The following is a 19,759-nucleotide window of genomic DNA, read 5'->3' on the forward strand; positions in this document are numbered from 1 at the left end:
CAAGTTGTCCTGTTTGGTTGTCGGTGGCGGAGGGAAGTTCCGGTCCCGGCGAGGCCACGGCGTCATGCTTTGCTACACTGGCGGCTGTTTTTGCGCGCGGCGCGTCCGGCGCCGCCATTGCCTATCCTGATTCATGACTTCACAAGACGATTTCCCGCCGCAGCTCACCTGGCAGTCCGGCGCTCTCCAACATCAGTTGCGCTGGCACTCCGAAGCCGGTAATCCGCCGCCCCGGCGGGTCCAGGAGGCGGACGACCAGATCGCTGCCGATACCGCCTACAGGCTGGCCTGCGAAGGGACCGGCCTGCTCTGGCGCGGCGACTTCCAGAATGCACGGCAACTGCTGCAGGCGCTGGGCCGGCGCGTGGACAAGGCACGCGAGCGCGCACTGGCCAAGAGCCGCAGCAAGCCGGCCAGCGGCGAGGGCCCGGCCCAGGCCTTCCACCAGCATCGCCAGATGCAGGCGCAACGCGCGCGTATCCTCGGCATGCTGCTCATTCCCGTGGAGCCCGGCTTCGTGGTGCCGCTGCGGCGTGCACCGGAGGTGCAGGCGGCCTGCAGCGAGGCCTACGATGCGGCGCTGGCCAGCGAATCCTTCGCCGTCTCGCTGCGCGAACTGCAGGGTCTGATCGGTGCTCATGAGTGGCGCAAGAAGGGTGTCGAGATTGCCGCACTGGGTGGGCGCATCCATCCCTACTACGGCGTGTTTTCGCCGGTGCGGGGCGAGTATGTGGACCTGGTGGCGCAGGCGCCACTGCCATCCACCGAACTGGCCTTCGACATCGGCGTGGGTAGCGGTGTGCTCTCGGCGGTGCTGGCAAAGCGGGGCGTGCACAAGATCGTCGCTACCGACATGGACCCGCGCGCCCTGGCCTGTGCCGATGAGAACCTGCGTGGCCTGGGCCTGCGCCAGCAGGTGGAGCTACAGCAGACCGACCTGTTCCCGCCCGGACGGGCGCCACTGGTGGTGTGCAATCCGCCGTGGCTGCCGGCGCGACCCAGCTCCGCCATCGAACATGCCGTCTATGATCCCGACAGCCGCATGCTGCTGGGTTTCCTCAATGGACTGGCGGCGCACCTGACTGCCCAGGGCGAGGGCTGGCTGATCCTCTCCGATTTCGCCGAGCATCTCGGCCTGCGCGCACCGGGCATGCTGGCTGAAGCCATAGCGCAGGCGGGCCTGGAGGTGATCGCACGGCACGACATCAAGCCGCGCCACGGCAAGGCCATCGACCGCGACGATCCGCTGTTCGCCGCCCGCAGCAAGGAAACCACCACCCTGTGGCGCCTGCGCGCCCGGGGCTGATCCATTGCGATATCCATCCAGGGAGAGCCTTGATCATGACATTTCCACGCATCCTGGCCTGCCTGCTGTGCGCAGCGGCCCTGCCCGCCCTGGCCCAGGTCACCACGCGTGACCTCGGTGGCCACTACGGCAGCCGCCAGCAGGGCGTGCCGGTTCCGGTCCCCGTGCCGGTGCCGGACACCTTCAACGGCAATGCCGCGCCGGCCGAGCCCATCACCACCTCCGGCAACAGCTGCACCTGCCAGGTGGCGCCTACCAGCGGTGGCGCCTGCATGATCTTCCTGCGCACCAATGCGGCCGACTGGATCGCCAGTCACGCCGCCCAGACACCGCTGCGTTCCTCGGCCAGTGGCCGTTACTACGATGCGCCGTTCGCGCTGGCCGCCAGTGCCTGCGCCGGGCGCAAGGTGGCGCCGGCGGGCGTGAAGGTGCACTGGCTGGACCGCCGCAACGCCATCATCGAATGGAAATAGCCAGGCCCTAGGCCGGCGCTTGCCAGGCGGGGAACTGCAGCAGGACCGCAAAATGGCCGTCCGGCAGATAGGCGAACTGCATCTCGCCGCCGTGCGCGCGCATCACTTCCTCGACGATGGACAGGCCCAGGCTGGCACCCATGCGATCCCCCGCACGCGGCGCAAAGGGCTTGCGCAGGCGCTCCCAATCGCCGGCCGGAATGCCCGGCCCGTCGTCGATGAAGCGCAACTGGTGGTATTGACCATCGCTATCCACCCGCACATGCAGCAGGCCCGGCGCGCCGTATTGCAGGGCATTGTCGAGGATGTTCTTGACGGCCTCGCCCAACGCGATGGCGTCACCCAGGATCAGGCAGGGCAGGGGCGGCACATCCAGCGCCAGGTCGTGCGGTGTGCGCGCCCGGTTGGAGAGCACCTCGGTCATCTGTGAGCGCACCAGCGCGGCCAGGTCGATGGGCTCCTGCAGGCGGCTGTCGTTGCGATGCTGCACCATGGCATGGTTGATCAGCTGGTTCACCAGCGCGCCCAGGCTGCGCGTGCGTTCACGCAGCAGGCCCAGGTGGCGCTGGCGTTTTTCTTCGTTGCTCTCGCTGGCCAGCAGTTCCATCTGCGCCACCAGTGCCGTCACAGGCGTGCGCAACTGGTGCGCGGCGTCGCCGATCACGCGGCGCATGGTGGCGCGGTGTACCGCCAGGCGCTGCATGAAGGCATTGATGGCGGAGACCAGCGCATGGGTTTCTGCCGGCACTGTCAGGGCCAGGGGCGAGAGGTCATTCAGGTCGCGTTCGCGGATGGCCGCCTCGATGCGCTTCAACGGCGCCAGTGCCTGGTACAGCGTGAACATGGCGGCCACCAGCGTGAACACACTCATCACCACGATCACCACCAGCGCCTTGCTGCCCAGGCTGTGGGCGAAGGACATGCGGGCATTGTTGGTCTGCGCCAGCACGATGACGGCCCAGGGATGCGGGCTGTCGACCGGCATGCGGCGGCCGATGATGGCCATGCGCACCGGCGTGCCCAGGTATTGGCCATCGCGCAGCAGCGGGCCCTGTTCCAGCTCGGTCCAGGGAATCTCGGGGCGGAATTCGGCATCGCCGGCAATCACCCGGCCACGCGGATCGAAGACGGCATAGATGGCGTGGTCGCCGGTACCCAGCATCGACAGCGCCGCCAGCGGCACATCGACACTGACCTCGCCATGGTCGTACCAGGTGTTTTCGGCGATCTGCAGGGCGCTGCCGGCGAGGATGCGGTCATAGGCTTCCTTGGCGGCCAGCTGGGTGGAAATCCAGATCGCGATCAACAGCACCGCGGCGCTGGCCAGCAGCACCGCGCCCACCCGCACCACCAGCCGGGTATAGAGCGAGCGCCCGGCCACCACATCCTGAGTGCGGCCCTGCATCAGGGTAGTGCCTCGGCCGGGGCCTGCAGCACCAGCTGGTAGCCCAGGCCGCGCAGGGTGCGGATCTCGAAGGCGGCACCGGCCAGCTTCTTGCGCAGACGCGCCACGTATTGCTCCACCGTGTTGGCGTTGGGGGTGTCATCGACGGTGAAGAGCCGGTCCATCAACTCATCTTTGTTGAAGATGCGGCCCGGACGGGCGGCGATGATTTCCAGCAGGGTCACCTCGCGCCGGGTCAGGTCGATGGGCTGGCCGTCCAGCGTGGCGCTGCGGCTCTTGCGGTCGATGCACAGGTTGGCGCAGTGCAGCAGGTTGGTGGATTCGCCGCCGCTACGGCGCAGCAGGACGCGGATGCGGGCTTCCAGTTCGCGGAAATCGAAGGGCTTGACCAGGTAGTCATCCGCGCCCAGGTCCAGGGCGCGCACCCGTTCCTCGATCTCGCCGCAGGCGGTCAGCATCAGCACCGGGGTGTGCTGGCCACGCGTGCGCAATTGTTCCAGCAGGGCGAAGCCGTCCAGTTGCGGCAGCATCACGTCCAGGATCAAGAGGTCGAAGGCCTCGCCCAGGCGGCGGCTGGCGGCCAGGCCCTGGCTCTCCCATTCCACGGTATGGCCGATGCGGGTGAGGTGGGAGACGATGGCCTCGGCCACGTCGGCGGTGTCTTCGACCAGCAGGATGCGCATGGGGATCTCCAGTGTGATGGCGTTGCCGCAGCTGTGGGCGCTGCTTGGGCGTGTTGCAGGGCGCCATTGTATGCCCGAACGCATAGGGAAAAACAGCCGTCAGCTTTTAGTCAGATTCGTTACAGCTTCGCGGCCTAGCATCCGTTCCAACATAAATCCTATAAATCATTTGGAGACTTGCATGAGCGACAATGCCCATGGCGCATCTGCCATCGATCCATCGCGTCCGCTGCTGGAGATCGACCGCGTCACCCTGCAATACAAGACCACCGATTCGCTGGTGACGGCCACCCAGAGCGTGAGCTTCAACGTCCATCCGGGCGATCGCTACATCCTGCTGGGTCCCTCCGGTTGCGGCAAGTCCACCCTGTTGAAGGCTATCGGCGGCTACCTGCAACCGACCTCCGGCGCGATCCGCCTCAAGGGTCGCGAGGTGCATGAGCCGGGGCCGGACCGCATGATGGTGTTCCAGGAATTCGACCAGCTGCTGCCCTGGAAGACGGTGCGCCAGAACGTCGAATTCGCGTTGCACGCCAGTGGTCGCCTGCAGGGCCGCGCCGCCGCCGAGCGCGCCGAGTACTACATCAGCAAGGTGGGCCTGGCCAAGTTCATCGACAGCTATCCGCACATGCTCTCCGGGGGCATGAAGCAGCGCGTCTCGATTGCCCGCGGCATGGCCATGGAGCCCGATGTGCTGCTGATGGACGAACCCTTCGCCGCGCTGGACGCGCTGACCCGCCGCAAGATGCAGGACGAGCTGCTGCGCCTGTGGGACGACACCCAGTTCACGGTGCTCTTCGTGACCCACTCCATCGAGGAAGCCATCCGCGTCGGTACCCGCATCCTCCTGCTGACCCCGCACCCGGGCCAGGTCCGCGCCGAACTCAATAGCATCGACCCCAGCCAGCTGGGAACCGCCGCCCAGGCCGAGCTGGAAACCCGCATCAACGACATGCTGTTCGCGCATCACTGAGCCGCGCCAGGAGACAACAATCATGCAAACCAATCTGCCCTACGTCCGCCCCGAGATCGTGGTGGAACCCAACCCCAATGCCACCGCCGAGGTGCAGCGCCCGCTGTCGGCCTTCGAATCGCTGTATCGCATGGGCTGGCTGCGCAAGACCGTGATCCTGCTGGTGCTGGCGATGATCTGGGAAGTCTATGGCCGCTGGCTGGACAATGCGTTGCTGTTCCCCAGCTTCAGCGAGACGGTGCAGGCCTTCCTCGCCGGCATCGGCAGCGGCGTGCTGCTGGAGCGTGCCGCGGTATCCATGCAGACCCTGCTGGTGGGCTACGGCCTGGGCATCCTGCTGGCCGGTCTGTTGACCACGGTGGCCATCAGCTCGCGCATCGGCAACGACCTGCTGGAAACCCTGACCTCCATGTTCAACCCGCTGCCGGCCATCGCGCTCTTGCCGCTGGCGCTGATCTGGTTCGGCCTGGGCACCGGCAGCATCATCTTCGTGCTGGTGCACTCGGTGTTGTGGGCGGTGGCCCTGAATACCCATGGCGGTTTCCGCGCGGTGTCCAACACCCTGCGCATGGTGGGCCAGAACTATGGCCTGCGCCGCTTCTCGCTGGTGAAGTCCATCCTGATCCCGGCTGCCTTTCCCAGCATCCTCACGGGCCTGAAAGTGGGCTGGGCCTTTGCCTGGCGCACGCTGATCGCAGCCGAGCTGGTGTTCGGTGTTTCTTCCGGCGCCGGCGGCCTGGGCTGGTACATCTTCGAAAACCGCAACCAGCTGGAAACCGCCAATGTGTTCTCCGGCCTGTTCTTCGTGATCATCATCGGCCTGGTGGTGGAGAACCTGATCTTCGCCCAGATCGAGAAGCGCACCATTCGCCGCTGGGGCATGCAGCACTGAGACCGAGCGCAACACGACTGACCACGACAAGACCGATAAACTGAGAACCCACAGGAGACAACACATGAAACGTCGTACCTTTAGCAGCATGATGATCGCCGCCACTCTGGCACTGTCCACCGCCGCCGGTGCCGCCCGCGCCGAAGCGCCGGAAGTGCGCATTTCCCACGGCTACGGCCTGCTGTACCTGCCGCTGATGGTGATCCGCGACCAGGGCCTGCTGGAAAAGCATGCCAAGGCCATGGGCCTGGGCGATGTGAAGACCAAGTGGGTGCTGCTGGACGGCGGCAATGTCATCAACGACGCCATGCTGGCCGGTAACCTGGACATTGCCGGCACCGGCGCCCCGGGCTTCGTGACCCTGTGGTCCAAGGCCCACGGCATCCCGCGTTCGGAAGTGGTGGGCCTGGGCGCACTGTCGACCTCGCCGCTCTGGCTCAACACCAACAACCCCAACGTCAAGTCGCTCAAGGACTTCACGCCCAAGGACAAGATCGCCATCCCCGGCATCAAGACCTCGCTGTCGGCCGTGCTGTTGCAGATGGCCGCGGCCAAGACCTTCGGTGCCGAGAACTACGCCAAGCTGGACCCGCTGACAGTGAGCCTGTCACACCCGGAGGCGATGGCCTCTCTGGTCTCCGGCAAGACCGAGATCACCGCCCACTTCACCTCGCCGCCGTTCTCCTACCAGGAAGCCAAGGCGCCCGGCATCACCCGCGTGCTGAACTCCACCGACGTGCTGGGCCACATCACCATCGACGTGGTCTTCGCCCTGAAGTCCTTCACCGACAAGAACCCCAAGCTGACGCAAGCCTTCATGGCGGCGCAGGAAGAAGCGAACGCCTATATCGTCAAGAACCGCAAGGGCGCGGCTGAAACCTTCCTGCGCGTCTCCAAGCTCAAGCTGCCGCAGGAAGAAGTGGAACAGATGCTGGCCGACCCCGGTACCGAGTTCTCGACCACGCCGGTGGACATCATGCAATACGTGCTCTTCATGAGCAAAGCCGGCACCATCAAGACCAAGCCGGCGGTGTGGAACGAGATGTTCGTGCCGGCCTTCAAGGACCGCAAGGGGAGTTGAGGGGAGTGCAGGGAAGTTGCGTGGCGCTGTCTTGCCATGCCATGACACAGCCGGGGGCGGCAGACACTGCCCCCGGCTGTGTCATTTTTCTTGCGCGTTGATCCGGTCGCAACGCTGTGCCACCAGCTCCACCAGTGCATCTCCCAGCGATTCCGGCCGCCCTTCGAACAGGCGTTGCAAGGCCTGGGGATCGGCCAGATGCGCATACAGCGCCTGGCGCGCCGGGTAATCGGTCGCCATGCGCACCGCCGCCAGGATGTAGTCATCCAGAGTGGTGGCAATGGTCCAGTCGGGTAGACCGACCCGGCGGAACAGGCCCTCGTCGATGTGCTCGAAGACTTCCGGCCCGGTCTTGCAGACCCCCGGCAGGCCGACCGTGAAGGCGTCGATGATGCCGTTGGTATTGCCGAAGGGCAGGGGCGACAGGAACATGTCGCACTGGTTGAAGATGGACAGGTATTGCTGGTAAGGCTGGTGCGGGTAGACCTGGGCGCCCGGCACGTAGCGCAGCACCAGGCGCTGCAGTTGCGGATACAGCAGCCCCTGCGCCTGACCGACCAGGAAGTGCAGATGCACCTGCTTGCCGGCGCCGCCACCGGGCGGACGGGCCGCCAGTTCCACGATCTTCTGGCAGGCCATCAGGAAGCGCGGATTGAGCTTCATCGTGGTGGCGGCGATGGCGATGTTGACGTGGGGCAGGTCGCGTCGCTCCAGGCGCGGTACCGCGAAGGGAATGGCCGAGGGCCGATAGGGCTGGCCGTCGGCCGGCAGGCGCAGCAGCTTTTCGCTGAAGCAGGCCGGGTCGCCGACGAAGTCGTCTTCCACGCTGATGTAGTCGATGCGCGGCGAATGCGTGGTGGCCGGGTGGCCGAGCGCCGCCACCTGCAGCGGTGCCACGCGCAGGTTGGCGGCAAACATGGTGATCGGGAACATGCCCACGCTGGGCATGTAGAACACCTGTGGCTGTCGGGTGCGGGCCTGCGCGGCGATCTGGCGCATGCAGCCCATCAGGTCCGACGGTTGCTCCAGGATGACGAATTCATCGAAGACCGCCCGCCCCAGATCGTCGGTATTGGCCTCGTAGCCCATGGCCACGACGTGGAAGTGGCGTCGCGCCGCCTCCAGCGTCTTGGAGTGGGTGCGATAGATGGAGTGACCACCGGAAAACCATTCCAGCAGCACCAGCATGACCGGCTTGCCGTCGACCCGGCCAGCGCCATCGTGATCCAGGTCGGCCAGACCCTCGGCGCGCAACTTCTTGACGATCAACTGGTTGATGGCGCCCTTGATGCGATGGCGCTGCGGCAGGTCGGCATAGCTGCAGTGCATGTAGACGTCATGCAGCACCGCCACCGGCAGCCCGTCCAGCGAGTCCAGCTGCTGCAGCCGGTCCGGCAGCCAGCCCAGCAAGGCCTCGCGCTTGGAGTGCGCTGCCGGCGTGCCGAGAAAGCGCGGCGACATCAAGGCCAGGAACAGGGCGGCCGCCAGCGGCTTGTTCTGCGCCCACAGCATTTCCACGTCCAGCGGCAGTTCCGATTCGGGCGAATAGAGGATGCAGAATTTCACCAGGTCCAGCGGCTTGATTTCGAACACCTCGGCCTGCGGACCGCCCAGCTTGAGCGAGGCCAGGATGTGGTCGGCATTGATGAAATGGCTGGCGCCGAACAGCGCCGCCAGCCAGCGCTGGAAATTGATCAGCTGGCCGAAACCGTCCGGGCTGATGTGAAAGGCGGGGTCCGAGAACAGTGCCGAGATGGCGCTGGTGACGCGGGTCAGCATGTGCTGCTCCAGCTCGGTGGCGGTGACGGCGGCCGATACCTGCAGCGAAAACTTGTCGGCCAGTTGCCCGTACTGGCGATCGATCAGCAGCAGCAGGCGCACCAGTTCGCGGGCGGCTGGCTCATGCTGCCGCGAGTAGCACAGGTACTCGAATTTTTCCAGGGAGAAAATTTCGTCGGGGCTGGCCGTCATGGCGGGATCTCGTCATCAAATGGAGGCAGCCGGCATTGTGCCGTCTATGGCAGACGACTGCCAGCGCTTTCACGTCGTGCCGCGCCAGACGGTGTGGGGAAGATCCACTGCACCGCCTCCGGCGCCCCGAACAGCCGCGCCGCACCATGGGCGGCGCCGGGGATCTGCCGTTGCGGATGATCGACCGGAATCTGCCAGCGCTGCGACAGGTCGTGTTCGCTGCCCACGTAGGCCAGTTGTCGCGCCACCCGGGTCTGGCCTTGCATCGCTGCGCCGCAGGCATGGTCGAGGTAGCGGTGCTGCGGATCGGTGTCGCGAGCACCCACCATGTAGCGCACGTCCCGGGCGGCATAGCGGGCAAATAGCTGGCGTCCGTCCAGCTGCGGTGGCGGCAGGTAGGCGGGCGCATGCTGCAGCCCGTAGCGGTAGTCGTCGTAGCGCGGACAGGCCTGCATCTGCATGGTCGGGATGGCAAAGCCGTCGCCGAGCGGGCGTTCCGGGCTCAGGTAGAGGTAGGAGGAGGGGCTGGAGATGACATAGCGCACATGGATGCCCGCCTGTTGCAGCTCTTCCGTGACCGCATTCAACACCGCGTAGCGCTGCAGCAGCTGCGCTCCGGCCGAATGGCCGATCAGCACGATCTCGCGCAGGTCCGGAAAGCGCCGCGGGTCACCCAGCCAGCGCAGCAGGTCGTCCAGCACCTGGAAACTGGTGATCCCCGTCACGCCCCGCGCCGACGGTTTGCCCTGCATCCAGGCGCCGCCGCCCCATACCGGCATGCCCGGCAGCACGCCACGATCCTTGTGGGCCATGAAGTTGGGGGCCAGCAGCAAGTTGTCGGACGCTGCCAGACCGGCCATCGTCAGCAGGTGCTGACCGATGGCGAAGTAATCGTCGGCGTTGCGCTTGACGCCGTGCAGGATCACCACGGCCTGCCGCACGTGACTTGGCAACCGGCCCAGATCGGCATTGGCATGCAGGCCGAAGGTGTAGGGCAGGCGAGCGGGGCCTTCCAGCAGCAAAGGCTGGCGCATCGCGTCGCCGCTGGCAGTGGATGCAGCGGAGGCAGCGGCACAGTGGCCCAGGAGGGAGGTCAGCAGCAACGCCAGGGCGCAGGCGAGGGACATCAGGGAAGAGGGTGGTCGGGCCATGGTCTCAAAGGTGGCGAGCCTGTGCGTGCGTCGGCCTGCCACTATAGCCGGCAAATGCCCGGCCCGCTCAGTGCGAGGTACGGGCCTGCAGCATGGCCGAGGGCGACTGGCCGAACAGTTTCTTGTAGTCGCACGAGAACTGGCTGAAATTGCTGAAACCCCAGGCCGCCGCAATGTCGCCGATGGGCTGTCGGCCATCGCCCTGGGCCAGCGCGCGGCGCACGCCGTTCAGGCGCAGCAGGCGCAGGTAGCTCATCGGGCTCACGCCCAGCACATCCTCGAAACAGTATTGCAGCGTACGCCGGCTCACATGCAATGCCTCGCACAGCATGGGCACGGTGACCGGGCTTTCCTGATGGGCCAGGGCCAGATCGCGGGCATCGTTGACGATGCGACGGCGGCGCAGCAGGCTGGCGCCGGCCTCGGCTTCGATATCCCCTTCGTCCAGCAGTGCCAGCAGCGAGACCAGTACCGCTTCCTGGCGCAGTTGCAGGGCGGCATGGGCTGCCTGGCCGCTGGCCTGGCCGGCCAGCGCGAGCAGGGCGCCGATCTGGTGGCGGCAATCGTCCAGGCCGCCGGCGTCCACCTTCAGCATTTCGGCCTGACCCAGCCGGCGCCAGTCGGGCTGGCAGCCGAGCCGGCCGGCGCTGGCCTGCAGGGCGTCGCGCTGGACCACGACACCGAAGATGTCATGTTGATCCGGCGTGACCAGTTCGAATTCGCAGGCGCCGGGTCGGGTCATCACCACGTCCTGTGGCACCAGGCGGCCATTGATGCGCATGCCCATGGTGCGCACCTCGATGCCGAACCAGTAGGCATCCGGCCATACCTGGCAGGACTGGCGCACGGCACGGCTGCCGGCCTCGCGAAAGATCTGCAGACCTTCGCTCTGCCATTCCTGCAGCACACCCTCGAAGCTGCCGCAGGCCAACTGGTCGTAGCGCTGCTCCCAGTCGGTGAGGTTATGGGCATGTTCGTCCACGTCACGCGCAACGGCGGTGCGCAATGCCCGCCGGCTGTGCGTTGCCACTGTGTCAGGCTGGGACAGTGCAAGAGAGGACATGGGACGACTCCATAGATGAGTGGCATCGATAGCCGCCCGCAGGCGACGCAGTTTTGCCGAATTTCGATAACGCCGCCGATTTGGCCGTTGCTATATTGCGTCGCTAGGGCAGCGTCTTGATCAAAATCAAGCAAGCCGCATGCCCGCAAAGATGGCTCTTTTGCCACCCTGACGGCCGCCACAGTGCGGCCCACCTCTCGCGCCAACAGGAGAATCCGATGAATGCAAGCTCTTCAGGGCAGGGGCATACGCTCAAGCCCGTCCTGTCCACCCTGCAGCTCTGGGCCATTGCGGTCGGGCTGGTGATCTCCGGTGAGTATTTCGGCTGGAGCTACGGCTGGGCCAGCGCCGGCACGCTGGGCTTTACGGTAACGGCGCTGTTCATCGCGGCCATGTACGCCACCTTCATCTTCAGCTTTACCGAACTGACCACCTCCATCCCCCATGCCGGCGGCCCGTTTGCCTACAGCAAGCGCGCCTTCGGGCCGGTGGGCGGTTACCTGGCCGGGGCGGCCACGCTGATCGAGTTCGTCTTCGCGCCGCCGGCCATTGCGCTGGCCATCGGGGCCTATCTGAACGTGCAGTTTCCTGCGCTCGATCCCAAGCTGGCCGCGTTGGGCGCCTATCTGGTCTTCATGACGCTCAATATCGTGGGGGTGCAGATCGCCGCCACCTTCGAGCTGTGCGTGACGCTGCTGGCGATCTTCGAACTGCTGGTCTTCATGGGCGTGGTGGCGCCGGGCTTCTCGATGGCCAACTTCACCAAGGGCGGCTGGTCGGGCAGCGATGGCTTCAGCCTGGCGGCGGTGCCAGGCATGTTTGCGGCGATCCCGTTCGCGATCTGGTTCTTCCTGGCCATCGAGGGCGTGGCCATGGCCGCCGAAGAAGCCAAGGACCCGCGTCGCTCCATCCCCATCGCCTACATCACCGGCATCCTGACGCTGGTGGTGCTGGCCATCGGCGTGATGCTCTTCGCCGGTGGCGTGGGTGACTGGACCAAGCTGGCCAACATCAACGACCCGTTGCCGCAGGCGATGAAGCTGATCGTGGGCGAGAACAGCAACTGGCTGCACATGCTGGTGTGGCTGGGCCTGTTCGGGCTGGTGGCGTCCTTCCACGGCATCATCCTGGGTTATTCGCGGCAGATCTTCGCCCTGGCCCGGGAGGGTTACCTGCCGGCCTATTTCGCCCGCGTCCATCCCCGTTTCAAGACCCCGCACCGGGCCATCCTGGCCGGCGGCGTGGTGGGCATTGCCGCCATCTACAGCGATGAACTCATCAAGATCGGCGGCCAGACCCTCACCGCCAACATCGTCACCATGTCGGTGTTCGGCGCGATCCTGATGTACATCCTGTCGATGCTCTCGCTGTTCCGCCTGCGCCGCGACGAGGCCGGCCTGGAGCGCCCGTTCCGGGCACCGCTGTACCCGTACTTCCCGGCCTTCGCGCTGTTCGGCGCGCTGGTGTGCATGGCCACCATGATCTATTACAACCCGCTGATCTTCGGCATCTTCGTCGGCCTGCTGGCCCTGGGCTATGCCTGGTTCCTGGCCACGGCGCGACACCGGGCGGAGGGTGCGGCGGCGATGGCGAAATCCTGAGCGGCATGATTTTCCAAACGATATAAAACTTTTATTTCCTCAAGGCCATCATGAACAACAAGCACACACCGACGACCGACTCCCACCCGCCCGCGCTGCAGCGCCGTGGTTTCCTGGGTGGCCTGCTGGCCGCTGCCGCCGGCGGCACGCTGGCGACTCTGGCCAGCCCGGCCCATGCAGCCAGCCGCGCCGAGGTGGCGCTGGACCGCGCCAAGTGGGCCATGCGCAATCACGACATGGTGGCGCAGATGATCGCCGAACACGGCAAGCTGGCGCCGGGCTACCAGTCCGGCAAGCGCCCCTACGCGGTCTTTGACTGGGACAACACCAGCATCATGAATGACTGCGAGGAAGCGCTGCTGATGTACCAGATCAATACGCTGTCCTTCAAGCTGAGCCCGGCCGAGTTCGCCGCCATCACGCGCCAGAACGTGCCACCGGGTCCGTTCAGCAAGGACTTCAAGAACGCCGCCGGCCAGATCGTCGACCTCGACTCCATCTGCGCCGACCTGGACGCCGACTATGCCTTCCTGCATGCCAACTACAAGGGCATGGCGGGCAGCAAGTCGCTGGAGGAAGTGACGGCCACCACCGAGTTCCAGGACTTTCGCGCCAAGCTGTATTACCTCTACGAAGCGGTCAACGACACCCATGGTGTGAACGTGGGCTATCCGTGGGTGATCTATTTCTTCGCCAACATGAGCGTGGCCGAGGTGAGCGCCCTGGCCGAGGCCTCCAACGATGCGGCACTGGGCGCCGCGCTGACCAAGGTCAAGTACACCAGCCCGGCCGACCGTCCGGGCAAGGCGGGCGTGGTGAGCGTGTCGCACTTCCACGGCATCCGCCTGTGCACCGAGATCGCCACCCTGATGGACAGCCTGCGCCGCAACGGCATCGACGTCTACGTCTGCACCGCCTCGCTGGAGGATGTGGTGGCGGTGTTCGCGACCCATCCCAAGTACGGCTACCACGTCACGCGTGACAACGTCATCGGCCTGCGTCTGGAGCGCAACGGCCAGGCCTTCCGCAATGCCTACCTCAAGGACTGGCCGCTGACCTGGGGGCCGGGCAAGACGGTCGCCATCAAGCAGGTGCTGGTGGCGCAGAAGGGCTATGGCCCGCTGTTCGTGGCAGGCGATAGCGATGGCGACTACGATATGCTGCGGGACTTCCCGGAGACCCGTTTCGGGCTCATCGTCAACCGCATGAAGAACGGCAAGATCGGCGAGCTGTCCAAGCTGGCGGCCGACCAGATCAGCACCGACAAGCCGCGCTTCCTGCTGCAGGGCCGGCAGGAATCGACCGGCAACTGGGTGCCGGCCGAAACCAGCATCAAATACGGCAAGACCGCACCGCAACTGCTCACCAGCTGAGCGGCAGGGTGCCAGACCGGGCCGGTGCCGCCACCCACGGCAGCACCGGCTCAGGCGAACAAGGAGGAGCAGCATCATGGCCGAACACCGTTTCCGGCACAGCGCAGGTAGCGCCAGCTACGTGTTTCGCGATCTCAAGGACCTGATGGCCAAGGCCAGCCCGGCGCGCTCGGGCGACCTGCTGGCCGGGGTGGCGGCGGGCAGCGCCGAAGAGCGGGCGATTGCACAGATGGCGCTGGCCGATCTTCCGCTGAAGCTCTTCCAGGAAGAGCTTCTCATCCCCTATGAAGAGGACGAGATCACCCGTCTCATCCTCGACAGCCACGACCGCGCCGCCTTCGCACCCATCGCCCATCTCACCGTGGGCGACCTGCGCAACTGGCTGCTGGCCGACGACACCGACAGCGCCGTGCTGGCAGCGGTGGCGCCCGGCATCACCCCGGAGATGGCTGCGGCCGTCAGCAAGATCATGCGCAACCAGGACCTGATCCTGGTGGCCAAGAAGTGCCGCGTGGTGACGGCCTTTCGCAATACCATCGGCCTGCCGGGCCGGCTCTCGACCCGCCTGCAGCCCAATCACCCGACCGACGACGCCAGCGGCATCGCCGCCAGCATGCTCGATGGCCTGATGTACGGTAACGGCGACGCCGTCATCGGCATCAACCCCGCCACCGACAACGTGCCGCAGGTGGTCAAGCTGGTCGGCATGATGGCCGACGTCATTGCGCGCTATGACATCCCCACCCAATCCTGCGTATTGACCCACGTCACCAACACGATTGCCGCCATTGAGCGCGGTGCGCCGGTGGACCTGGTATTCCAGTCGATTGCCGGCACCGAGGCCGCCAACCGCAGCTTCGGCATCGATCTCTCCCTGCTGGGCGAGGCGCGCGAAGCCGCTCTGTCGCTCAAGCGCGGTACCGTGGGCGACAACGTCATGTATTTCGAGACCGGGCAGGGCAGTGCGCTCTCCGCCAATGCCCATCACGGCATCGACCAGCAGACCTGCGAGGCCCGCGCCTATGCGGTGGCGCGGGCGTTCAAGCCGCTGCTGGTGAACACCGTGGTCGGCTTCATCGGTCCCGAATATCTCTACGACGGCAAGCAGATCATCCGCGCTGGCCTGGAAGACCACTTCTGCGCCAAGCTGCTGGGCCTGCCCATGGGCTGCGACGTCTGCTACACCAACCACGCCGAGGCCGACCAGAACGACATGGACGTGCTACTGACCCTGCTGGGCGTGGCCGGCTGTACCTTCGTGATGGGCATCCCCGGCTCGGACGACATCATGCTGAACTACCAGACCACGTCCTTCCACGATGCGCTGTATGCGCGCCGGGTGCTGGGTTCGCGCCCCGCGCCCGAGTTCGAGGCCTGGCTGCACCGGATGCAGATCTTCAACCAGGGCAGCGACGAAGCTGCCTTCCGCCTGCATGCCGACATGGCGCCGGGCTTTCGCGATACCTTGCTGCGGCTGCAATGAGCATGGACGACCAGCCCATTTCTCCTTCAGGTGCAGAAAACGTCAGCCCCGGTGCGGAATCGGTCACGGCCAATCCGTGGGAAGCGCTACGCCGTTTCACCGCTGCACGCATCGCCCTGGGGCGCAGCGGCGTCAGCCTGCCGACCGTGCCGCAACTGGCCTTCCAGCTGGCGCATGCGCAGGCGCGGGATGCCGTGCATCTGCCGCTGGATGTGGCTGCCTTGACGGCACAGTTGCAGGCGCAGGGTATCTGCGCTGCCGAAGAGGTACTGCAGGTCCAGAGCGCAGCAACGGACCGCCTGGTCTATCTGCAGCGCCCTGACTTCGGACGCAAGCTCTCGGAGGCATCGCGCCAGCAGTTGCTGGCGCGTTTCGGCAGCCAGGCGCCGCGCAGCTACGACGTCGGCTTCGTCATCGCCGACGGCCTCTCGGCCCGCGCCATCGTGCGCAATGCCGCGCCTTTCCTGGGCGAGGTGATGCGACGCATCGCACCGGAAGGCTGGACCATGGCGCCGCCGGTGATCGTGCAACAGGGCCGGGTGGCGGTGGCTGACGAGATCGGGGAATTGCTGGGCGTGAAGCTGGTGGTGATCCTGATCGGCGAGCGCCCGGGCCTGAGCTCACCCGATAGCATGGGCCTGTACCTGACCTGGATGCCGGCACGCGGACTGACCGATGCCAGCCGCAACTGCATTTCCAACGTACGTCCGGAAGGCTTGCCCTATCCGGAAGCGGCCTACAAGCTGCACTACCTGATGGCCCAGGCGCACCAGCGCAGCCTGTCGGGCGTGGCCTTGAAGGATGAGACGGCTGGTGAGGGCGCGGAGCTGGATGTGCGGCGCAATTTCCTGCTCGGGGGAGATTAAGCCGGCGCCGCACCTCGCCCCTGGCGATGCCCCGGCAGCCGTTCGGACTGAGTAGCGGCTCTGCCGCGTATCGAAGACTCACTGGCATGCGCGCCTTCGATACGCCGCACTGATGTGCGGCTACTCAGTCTGAACGGTAGTCGGTTGGTTTGCCGCTATTCAAGATGGCCGTTCGGACTGAGTAGCGGCTCTGCCGCGTATCGAAGACTCACCGGCATGCGCGCCTTCGATACGCCGCACTGATGTGCGGCTACTCAGTCCGAACGGTAGTTGGTTCACCAGTAGCTTTCCCGCATGCTCCTGCCATGCAGGCTCAGCCCGCAAAAAGCAAAAAGGCCGCGAACTTGCATTCGCGGCCTTTCCGTTTTCACTGCGGGAGGGTGCTCCAGCTACCCTCCGGCAGATGAAGGCGCCTTACAGCGATTCCAACGCCTGGTTCAGCGTGGCGCTCGGACGCATCACGGCGAAGGTCTTTTCGCGGTCCGGCAGGTAGTAGCCACCGATGTCCACTTCCTTGCCCTGCACCGCATTGAGCTCTTCCACGATCTTCTGCTCGTTGTCGGTCAGTGCCTTGGCCAGCGGTGCGAACTGCTTGGCCAGATCGGCGTCGTCCTTCTGCGCGGCCAGTTCCTGGGCCCAGTACAGGGCCAGGTAGAAGTGGCTGCCGCGGTTGTCCAGTTCACCGGTCTTGGGCGAGGGCGACTTGTTGTTGTCCAGCAGCTTGCCGGTAGCGGCATCCAGGGTCTTGGCCAGGATCTTGGCGCGGTTGTTGCCGGTCTTGATGCCCACGTCTTCGATGGACACGGCCAGGGCCAGGAATTCACCCAGCGAATCCCAGCGCAGGTGGTTTTCACCGACCAGCTGTTGCACGTGCTTGGGCGCCGAGCCGCCAGCGCCGGTTTCGAACATGCCGCCGCCGGCCATCAGCGGAACGATCGACAGCATCTTGGCCGAGGTACCCAGTTCCATGATCGGGAACAGGTCGGTCAGGTAGTCGCGCAGGATGTTGCCGGTCACCGAGATGGTGTCCTGGCCACGGATGACGCGTTCCAGGGTGTAACGCATGGCGCGCACTTGCGACATGATCTGGATGTTGGCACCGGTCAGGTCGTGATCCTTCAGGTAGGTGTTGACCTTCTTGATCAGTTCGGCTTCGTGCGGACGGTACGGGTCCAGCCAGAACACGGCCGGCATGCCGGACAGGCGGGCGCGGGTCACGGCCAGCTTGACCCAGTCGCGGACCGCTGCGTCCTTGACCTGGCACATGCGCCAGATGTCGCCTTCTTCCACGTTCTGCTCCAGCAGGACCTGGCCGTCCAGGGTGACGATGCGGGCCACACCGGCTTGCGCGATTTCGAAGGTCTTGTCGTGCGAACCGTATTCCTCGGCCTTCTGGGCCATCAGGCCGACGTTGGGCACGGTACCCATGGTGGTCGGGTCGAAGGCGCCGTTGGTCTTGCAGAAGTTGATGATTTCCTGATAGATGCGGGCGAAGGTCGATTCCGGCAGCAGGGCCTTGGTGTCTTCGGTCTTGCCGGCGGCGTTCCACATCTTGCCGCCCGCGCGGATCATGGCCGGCATGGAGGCGTCGACGATCACGTCGTTGGGGGCGTGCAGGTTGGTGATGCCCTTGGCGGAGTCCACCATGGCCAGGCGCGGGCGCTTGGCTTCATCGGCCTTCAGGTCGGCCAGCACTTCAGCCTTCTTGGCTTCGGGCAGGGTGTTGATCTTTTCATAGACACCCGACATGCCGTTGTTCGGGTTCACGCCGATCTCGGCGAACAGGGCGGCGTGCTTGGCGAAAGTGTCCTTGTAGTAGGTACGCACGGCGTGGCCGAAGACGATGGGGTGCGAGACCTTCATCATGGTGGCCTTGACGTGCACCGACAGCAGCAGGTCGGTATCGAAGGCATCCTGCATCTGTTCTTCGTAGTAGGCGCACAGGGCCTTCTTGCTCATGAACATGCTGTCGATGATTTCACCGGCCTGCAGCGAGACCTTGGACTTCAGGACGATGGTTTCACCGGACTTGGTGACCAGATCCATCTTGACGTCGACAGCCTTGTCCAGGGTCAGGCTCTTTTCACCGGCGTAGAAGTCGCCGCCATGCATGTGCGCCACGTGGGTGCGCGAGGCCATCGACCACTTCGCCATCGAGTGCGGGTGCTTGCGGGCGTAGTTCTTGACGGCGTTGGGTGCGCGGCGATCGGAGTTGCCTTCGCGCAGGACCGGGTTCACGGCGCTGCCGGTGACCTTGGCGTAGCGCTTCTGCAGGGCCTTTTCTTCGTCGGTGGAGGGGTTTTCCGGATAGTCGGGCAGCTTGTAGCCGCGTGCCTGCAGTTCGCGGATGGCCGCTTGCAGCTGCAGGATGGAGGCGCTGATGTTGGGCAGCTTGATGATGTTGGCGTCCGGGCTCTGGGTCAGTGCGCCCAGTGCGGCCAGGTTGTCGGGGACTTTCTGCTCATCGGTGAGGTACTCCGGGAATTCAGCCAGGATACGCGCAGCCACCGAAATATCGCTTTCGACGACGTCGATGCCAGCCGGAGCGGTGAACTTCTTGACGATGGGCAAGAGCGAGTGGGTCGCCAGATAGGGTGCCTCGTCGGTCAGCGTATAGATGATGGTCGGGTTGCCAGTAGTCACGATGATGTCCTTGCGTTGGTGTGTTGATGTGCTTTGGTGCGATCCTCGCAGCGCCGGATGGACCGTCCTTGCTCTGTCGGCCTGGACTGGTGCCATCTCCTTGTCGGCTTGCTGCGCGGAAATTCGTCTCCCGGGGCGGCGTTCCCGGCGTACTGCTGCCAGAGGGCCGCGGCAAAAAACAGCGGTAGTTTACTCCTAAGCGGGCGGAAATGCTTCAACTCTTATATAAGACTTGAAGAAATTTTTGTATTTCCTTCGATTCAAGGGGCAGCGGTTTGTCGGGGCGTGATGATCGATTAACCTTTTTGGTTTAATTGCCGATTGGGTATGGGCCTACGTCAAGTTGACGGTGGTCGATGAGGTGCTTGTCGTTTCCTTCAAGGAGCTATGAAATGAAATGCCCCTCCTGTGGTGGCGCTGAACTGGTGCGCGACACCCGCAACCTGAGCTATGTCTACAAGGGTGAAAGCACGGTCATTGAAGCGGTGACGGGGAATTTCTGTCCGGCTTGTGGCGAGATACTGCTCAATCGCGAGCAGGGGGATCGCTACAGCGCCCTGATCGGGCAGTTCCAGCGCCGCATCAATGCGGCCTACGTCGATCCGGACTACATCGCCCGCGTGCGCCGCAAGCTCGACCTCGATCAGCGTCAGGCTGCTGAACTCTTCGGGGGCGGCGTCAATGCCTTTTCCCGCTACGAAAACGGCAAGACCAAGCCGCCGCTGGCACTCGTCAAGCTGTTCCGGCTGCTGGACCGCCATCCGGACCTGCTGGAAGAGATTCGCACGGCCTGAT

General features: G+C 65.1%; 16 protein-coding genes. 10 read left to right on the top strand and 6 right to left on the bottom strand.

The features are described 5' to 3' along the window. The first annotated feature begins 133 nt into the window (after positions 1-133). Both HBH1_RS08430 and HBH1_RS08435 read left to right on the top strand, forming a co-directional pair. Complete coding sequence (locus HBH1_RS08430) at positions 134-1,306, top strand: 50S ribosomal protein L11 methyltransferase (RefSeq protein WP_102662372.1); 1,173 nt, start codon at positions 134-136, stop codon at positions 1,304-1,306. 35 nt (positions 1,307-1,341) lie between these two features. Next, on the top strand, positions 1,342-1,779 hold the full coding sequence (locus HBH1_RS08435; RefSeq protein WP_102662592.1) for a hypothetical protein: 438 nt from the start codon (positions 1,342-1,344) through the stop codon (positions 1,777-1,779). A 7-nt stretch (positions 1,780-1,786) separates the two neighbouring features. Here HBH1_RS08435 and HBH1_RS08440 read toward each other — a convergent pair whose 3' ends face one another. After that, entirely contained in the window at positions 1,787-3,184 is a 1,398-nt protein-coding gene (locus HBH1_RS08440; protein ID WP_102662373.1) for a sensor histidine kinase, read from the bottom strand. Next, positions 3,184-3,867 carry a response regulator transcription factor gene (locus HBH1_RS08445; protein ID WP_077238083.1) on the bottom strand — a complete coding sequence of 228 codons (684 nt, stop codon included), beginning with the start codon at positions 3,865-3,867 and terminating at the stop codon, positions 3,184-3,186. Before HBH1_RS08445 ends, HBH1_RS08440 begins: the two co-directional genes overlap by 1 nt. Positions 3,868-4,048: 181 nt before the next feature. Between HBH1_RS08445 and HBH1_RS08450 the strand changes: the two genes are divergently transcribed. The 3 genes from HBH1_RS08450 to HBH1_RS08460 all read left to right on the top strand — a co-directional run bounded on the left by HBH1_RS08450 (position 4,049) and on the right by HBH1_RS08460 (position 6,813). Then, positions 4,049-4,840, top strand: a complete 792-nt coding sequence (locus HBH1_RS08450; RefSeq protein WP_006463863.1) for an ABC transporter ATP-binding protein — start codon at positions 4,049-4,051, stop codon at positions 4,838-4,840. 22 nt (positions 4,841-4,862) lie between these two features. Next, entirely contained in the window at positions 4,863-5,732 is an 870-nt protein-coding gene (locus HBH1_RS08455; RefSeq protein WP_102662374.1) for an ABC transporter permease, read from the top strand. A 64-nt stretch (positions 5,733-5,796) separates the two neighbouring features. Further along, a complete protein-coding gene (locus tag HBH1_RS08460) occupies positions 5,797-6,813 on the top strand; it encodes an ABC transporter substrate-binding protein (protein WP_077238082.1) in 1,017 nt (338 codons plus the stop codon). Between the two features lie 81 nt (positions 6,814-6,894). Here HBH1_RS08460 and HBH1_RS08465 read toward each other — a convergent pair whose 3' ends face one another. The 3 genes from HBH1_RS08465 to HBH1_RS08475 form a co-directional block, all read right to left on the bottom strand. Then, a complete protein-coding gene (locus HBH1_RS08465; RefSeq protein ID WP_102662375.1) occupies positions 6,895-8,784 on the bottom strand; it encodes a peptide transporter in 1,890 nt (629 codons plus the stop codon). Positions 8,785-8,828: 44 nt separating this feature from the next. Further along, positions 8,829-9,935 carry a hypothetical protein gene (locus HBH1_RS08470; protein WP_233207566.1) on the bottom strand — a complete coding sequence of 369 codons (1,107 nt, stop codon included), beginning with the start codon at positions 9,933-9,935 and terminating at the stop codon, positions 8,829-8,831. Positions 9,936-10,002: 67 nt separating this feature from the next. After that, positions 10,003-10,998 (bottom strand): helix-turn-helix domain-containing protein, encoded by a 996-nt coding sequence (locus HBH1_RS08475; protein ID WP_102662377.1) that lies wholly within the window; start codon positions 10,996-10,998, stop codon positions 10,003-10,005. Between the two features lie 218 nt (positions 10,999-11,216). Here HBH1_RS08475 and eat point away from each other — a divergent pair, with 218 nt between their 5' ends. From eat to eutC, 4 genes are all read left to right on the top strand, one after another. Beyond that, the gene (gene eat, locus HBH1_RS08480) at positions 11,217-12,599 is read left to right on the top strand and encodes an ethanolamine permease (RefSeq protein WP_077238078.1); all 1,383 of its coding nucleotides are present in this window, start codon (positions 11,217-11,219) and stop codon (positions 12,597-12,599) included. Between the two features lie 50 nt (positions 12,600-12,649). After that, positions 12,650-13,972 (top strand): HAD family hydrolase, encoded by a 1,323-nt coding sequence (locus HBH1_RS08485; RefSeq protein ID WP_102662378.1) that lies wholly within the window; start codon positions 12,650-12,652, stop codon positions 13,970-13,972. A 76-nt stretch (positions 13,973-14,048) separates the two neighbouring features. Beyond that, entirely contained in the window at positions 14,049-15,455 is a 1,407-nt protein-coding gene (locus tag HBH1_RS08490; protein WP_102662379.1) for an ethanolamine ammonia-lyase subunit EutB, read from the top strand. Continuing rightward, positions 15,452-16,321: an ethanolamine ammonia-lyase subunit EutC gene (gene eutC / locus HBH1_RS08495; RefSeq protein WP_102662380.1), complete on the top strand. Its 870-nt coding sequence runs from the start codon at positions 15,452-15,454 to the stop codon at positions 16,319-16,321. Before HBH1_RS08490 ends, eutC begins: the two co-directional genes overlap by 4 nt. 414 nt (positions 16,322-16,735) lie before the next feature. Here the strand turns inward: eutC and HBH1_RS08500 are convergent, their stop codons facing one another. Continuing rightward, complete coding sequence (locus HBH1_RS08500; protein WP_102662381.1) at positions 16,736-18,964, bottom strand: NADP-dependent isocitrate dehydrogenase; 2,229 nt, start codon at positions 18,962-18,964, stop codon at positions 16,736-16,738. A 392-nt stretch (positions 18,965-19,356) separates the two neighbouring features. On the opposite strand from HBH1_RS08500, the gene HBH1_RS08510 reads away from it, so the two are divergent. Next, positions 19,357-19,758, top strand: a complete 402-nt coding sequence (locus HBH1_RS08510; protein WP_102662382.1) for a type II toxin-antitoxin system MqsA family antitoxin — start codon at positions 19,357-19,359, stop codon at positions 19,756-19,758. The last annotated feature ends 1 nt before the right edge of the window (position 19,759 follow it).

This window comes from Herbaspirillum sp. BH-1, assembly GCF_002870055.1.
GTDB lineage: Bacteria > Pseudomonadota > Gammaproteobacteria > Burkholderiales > Burkholderiaceae_D > Herbaspirillum > Herbaspirillum frisingense.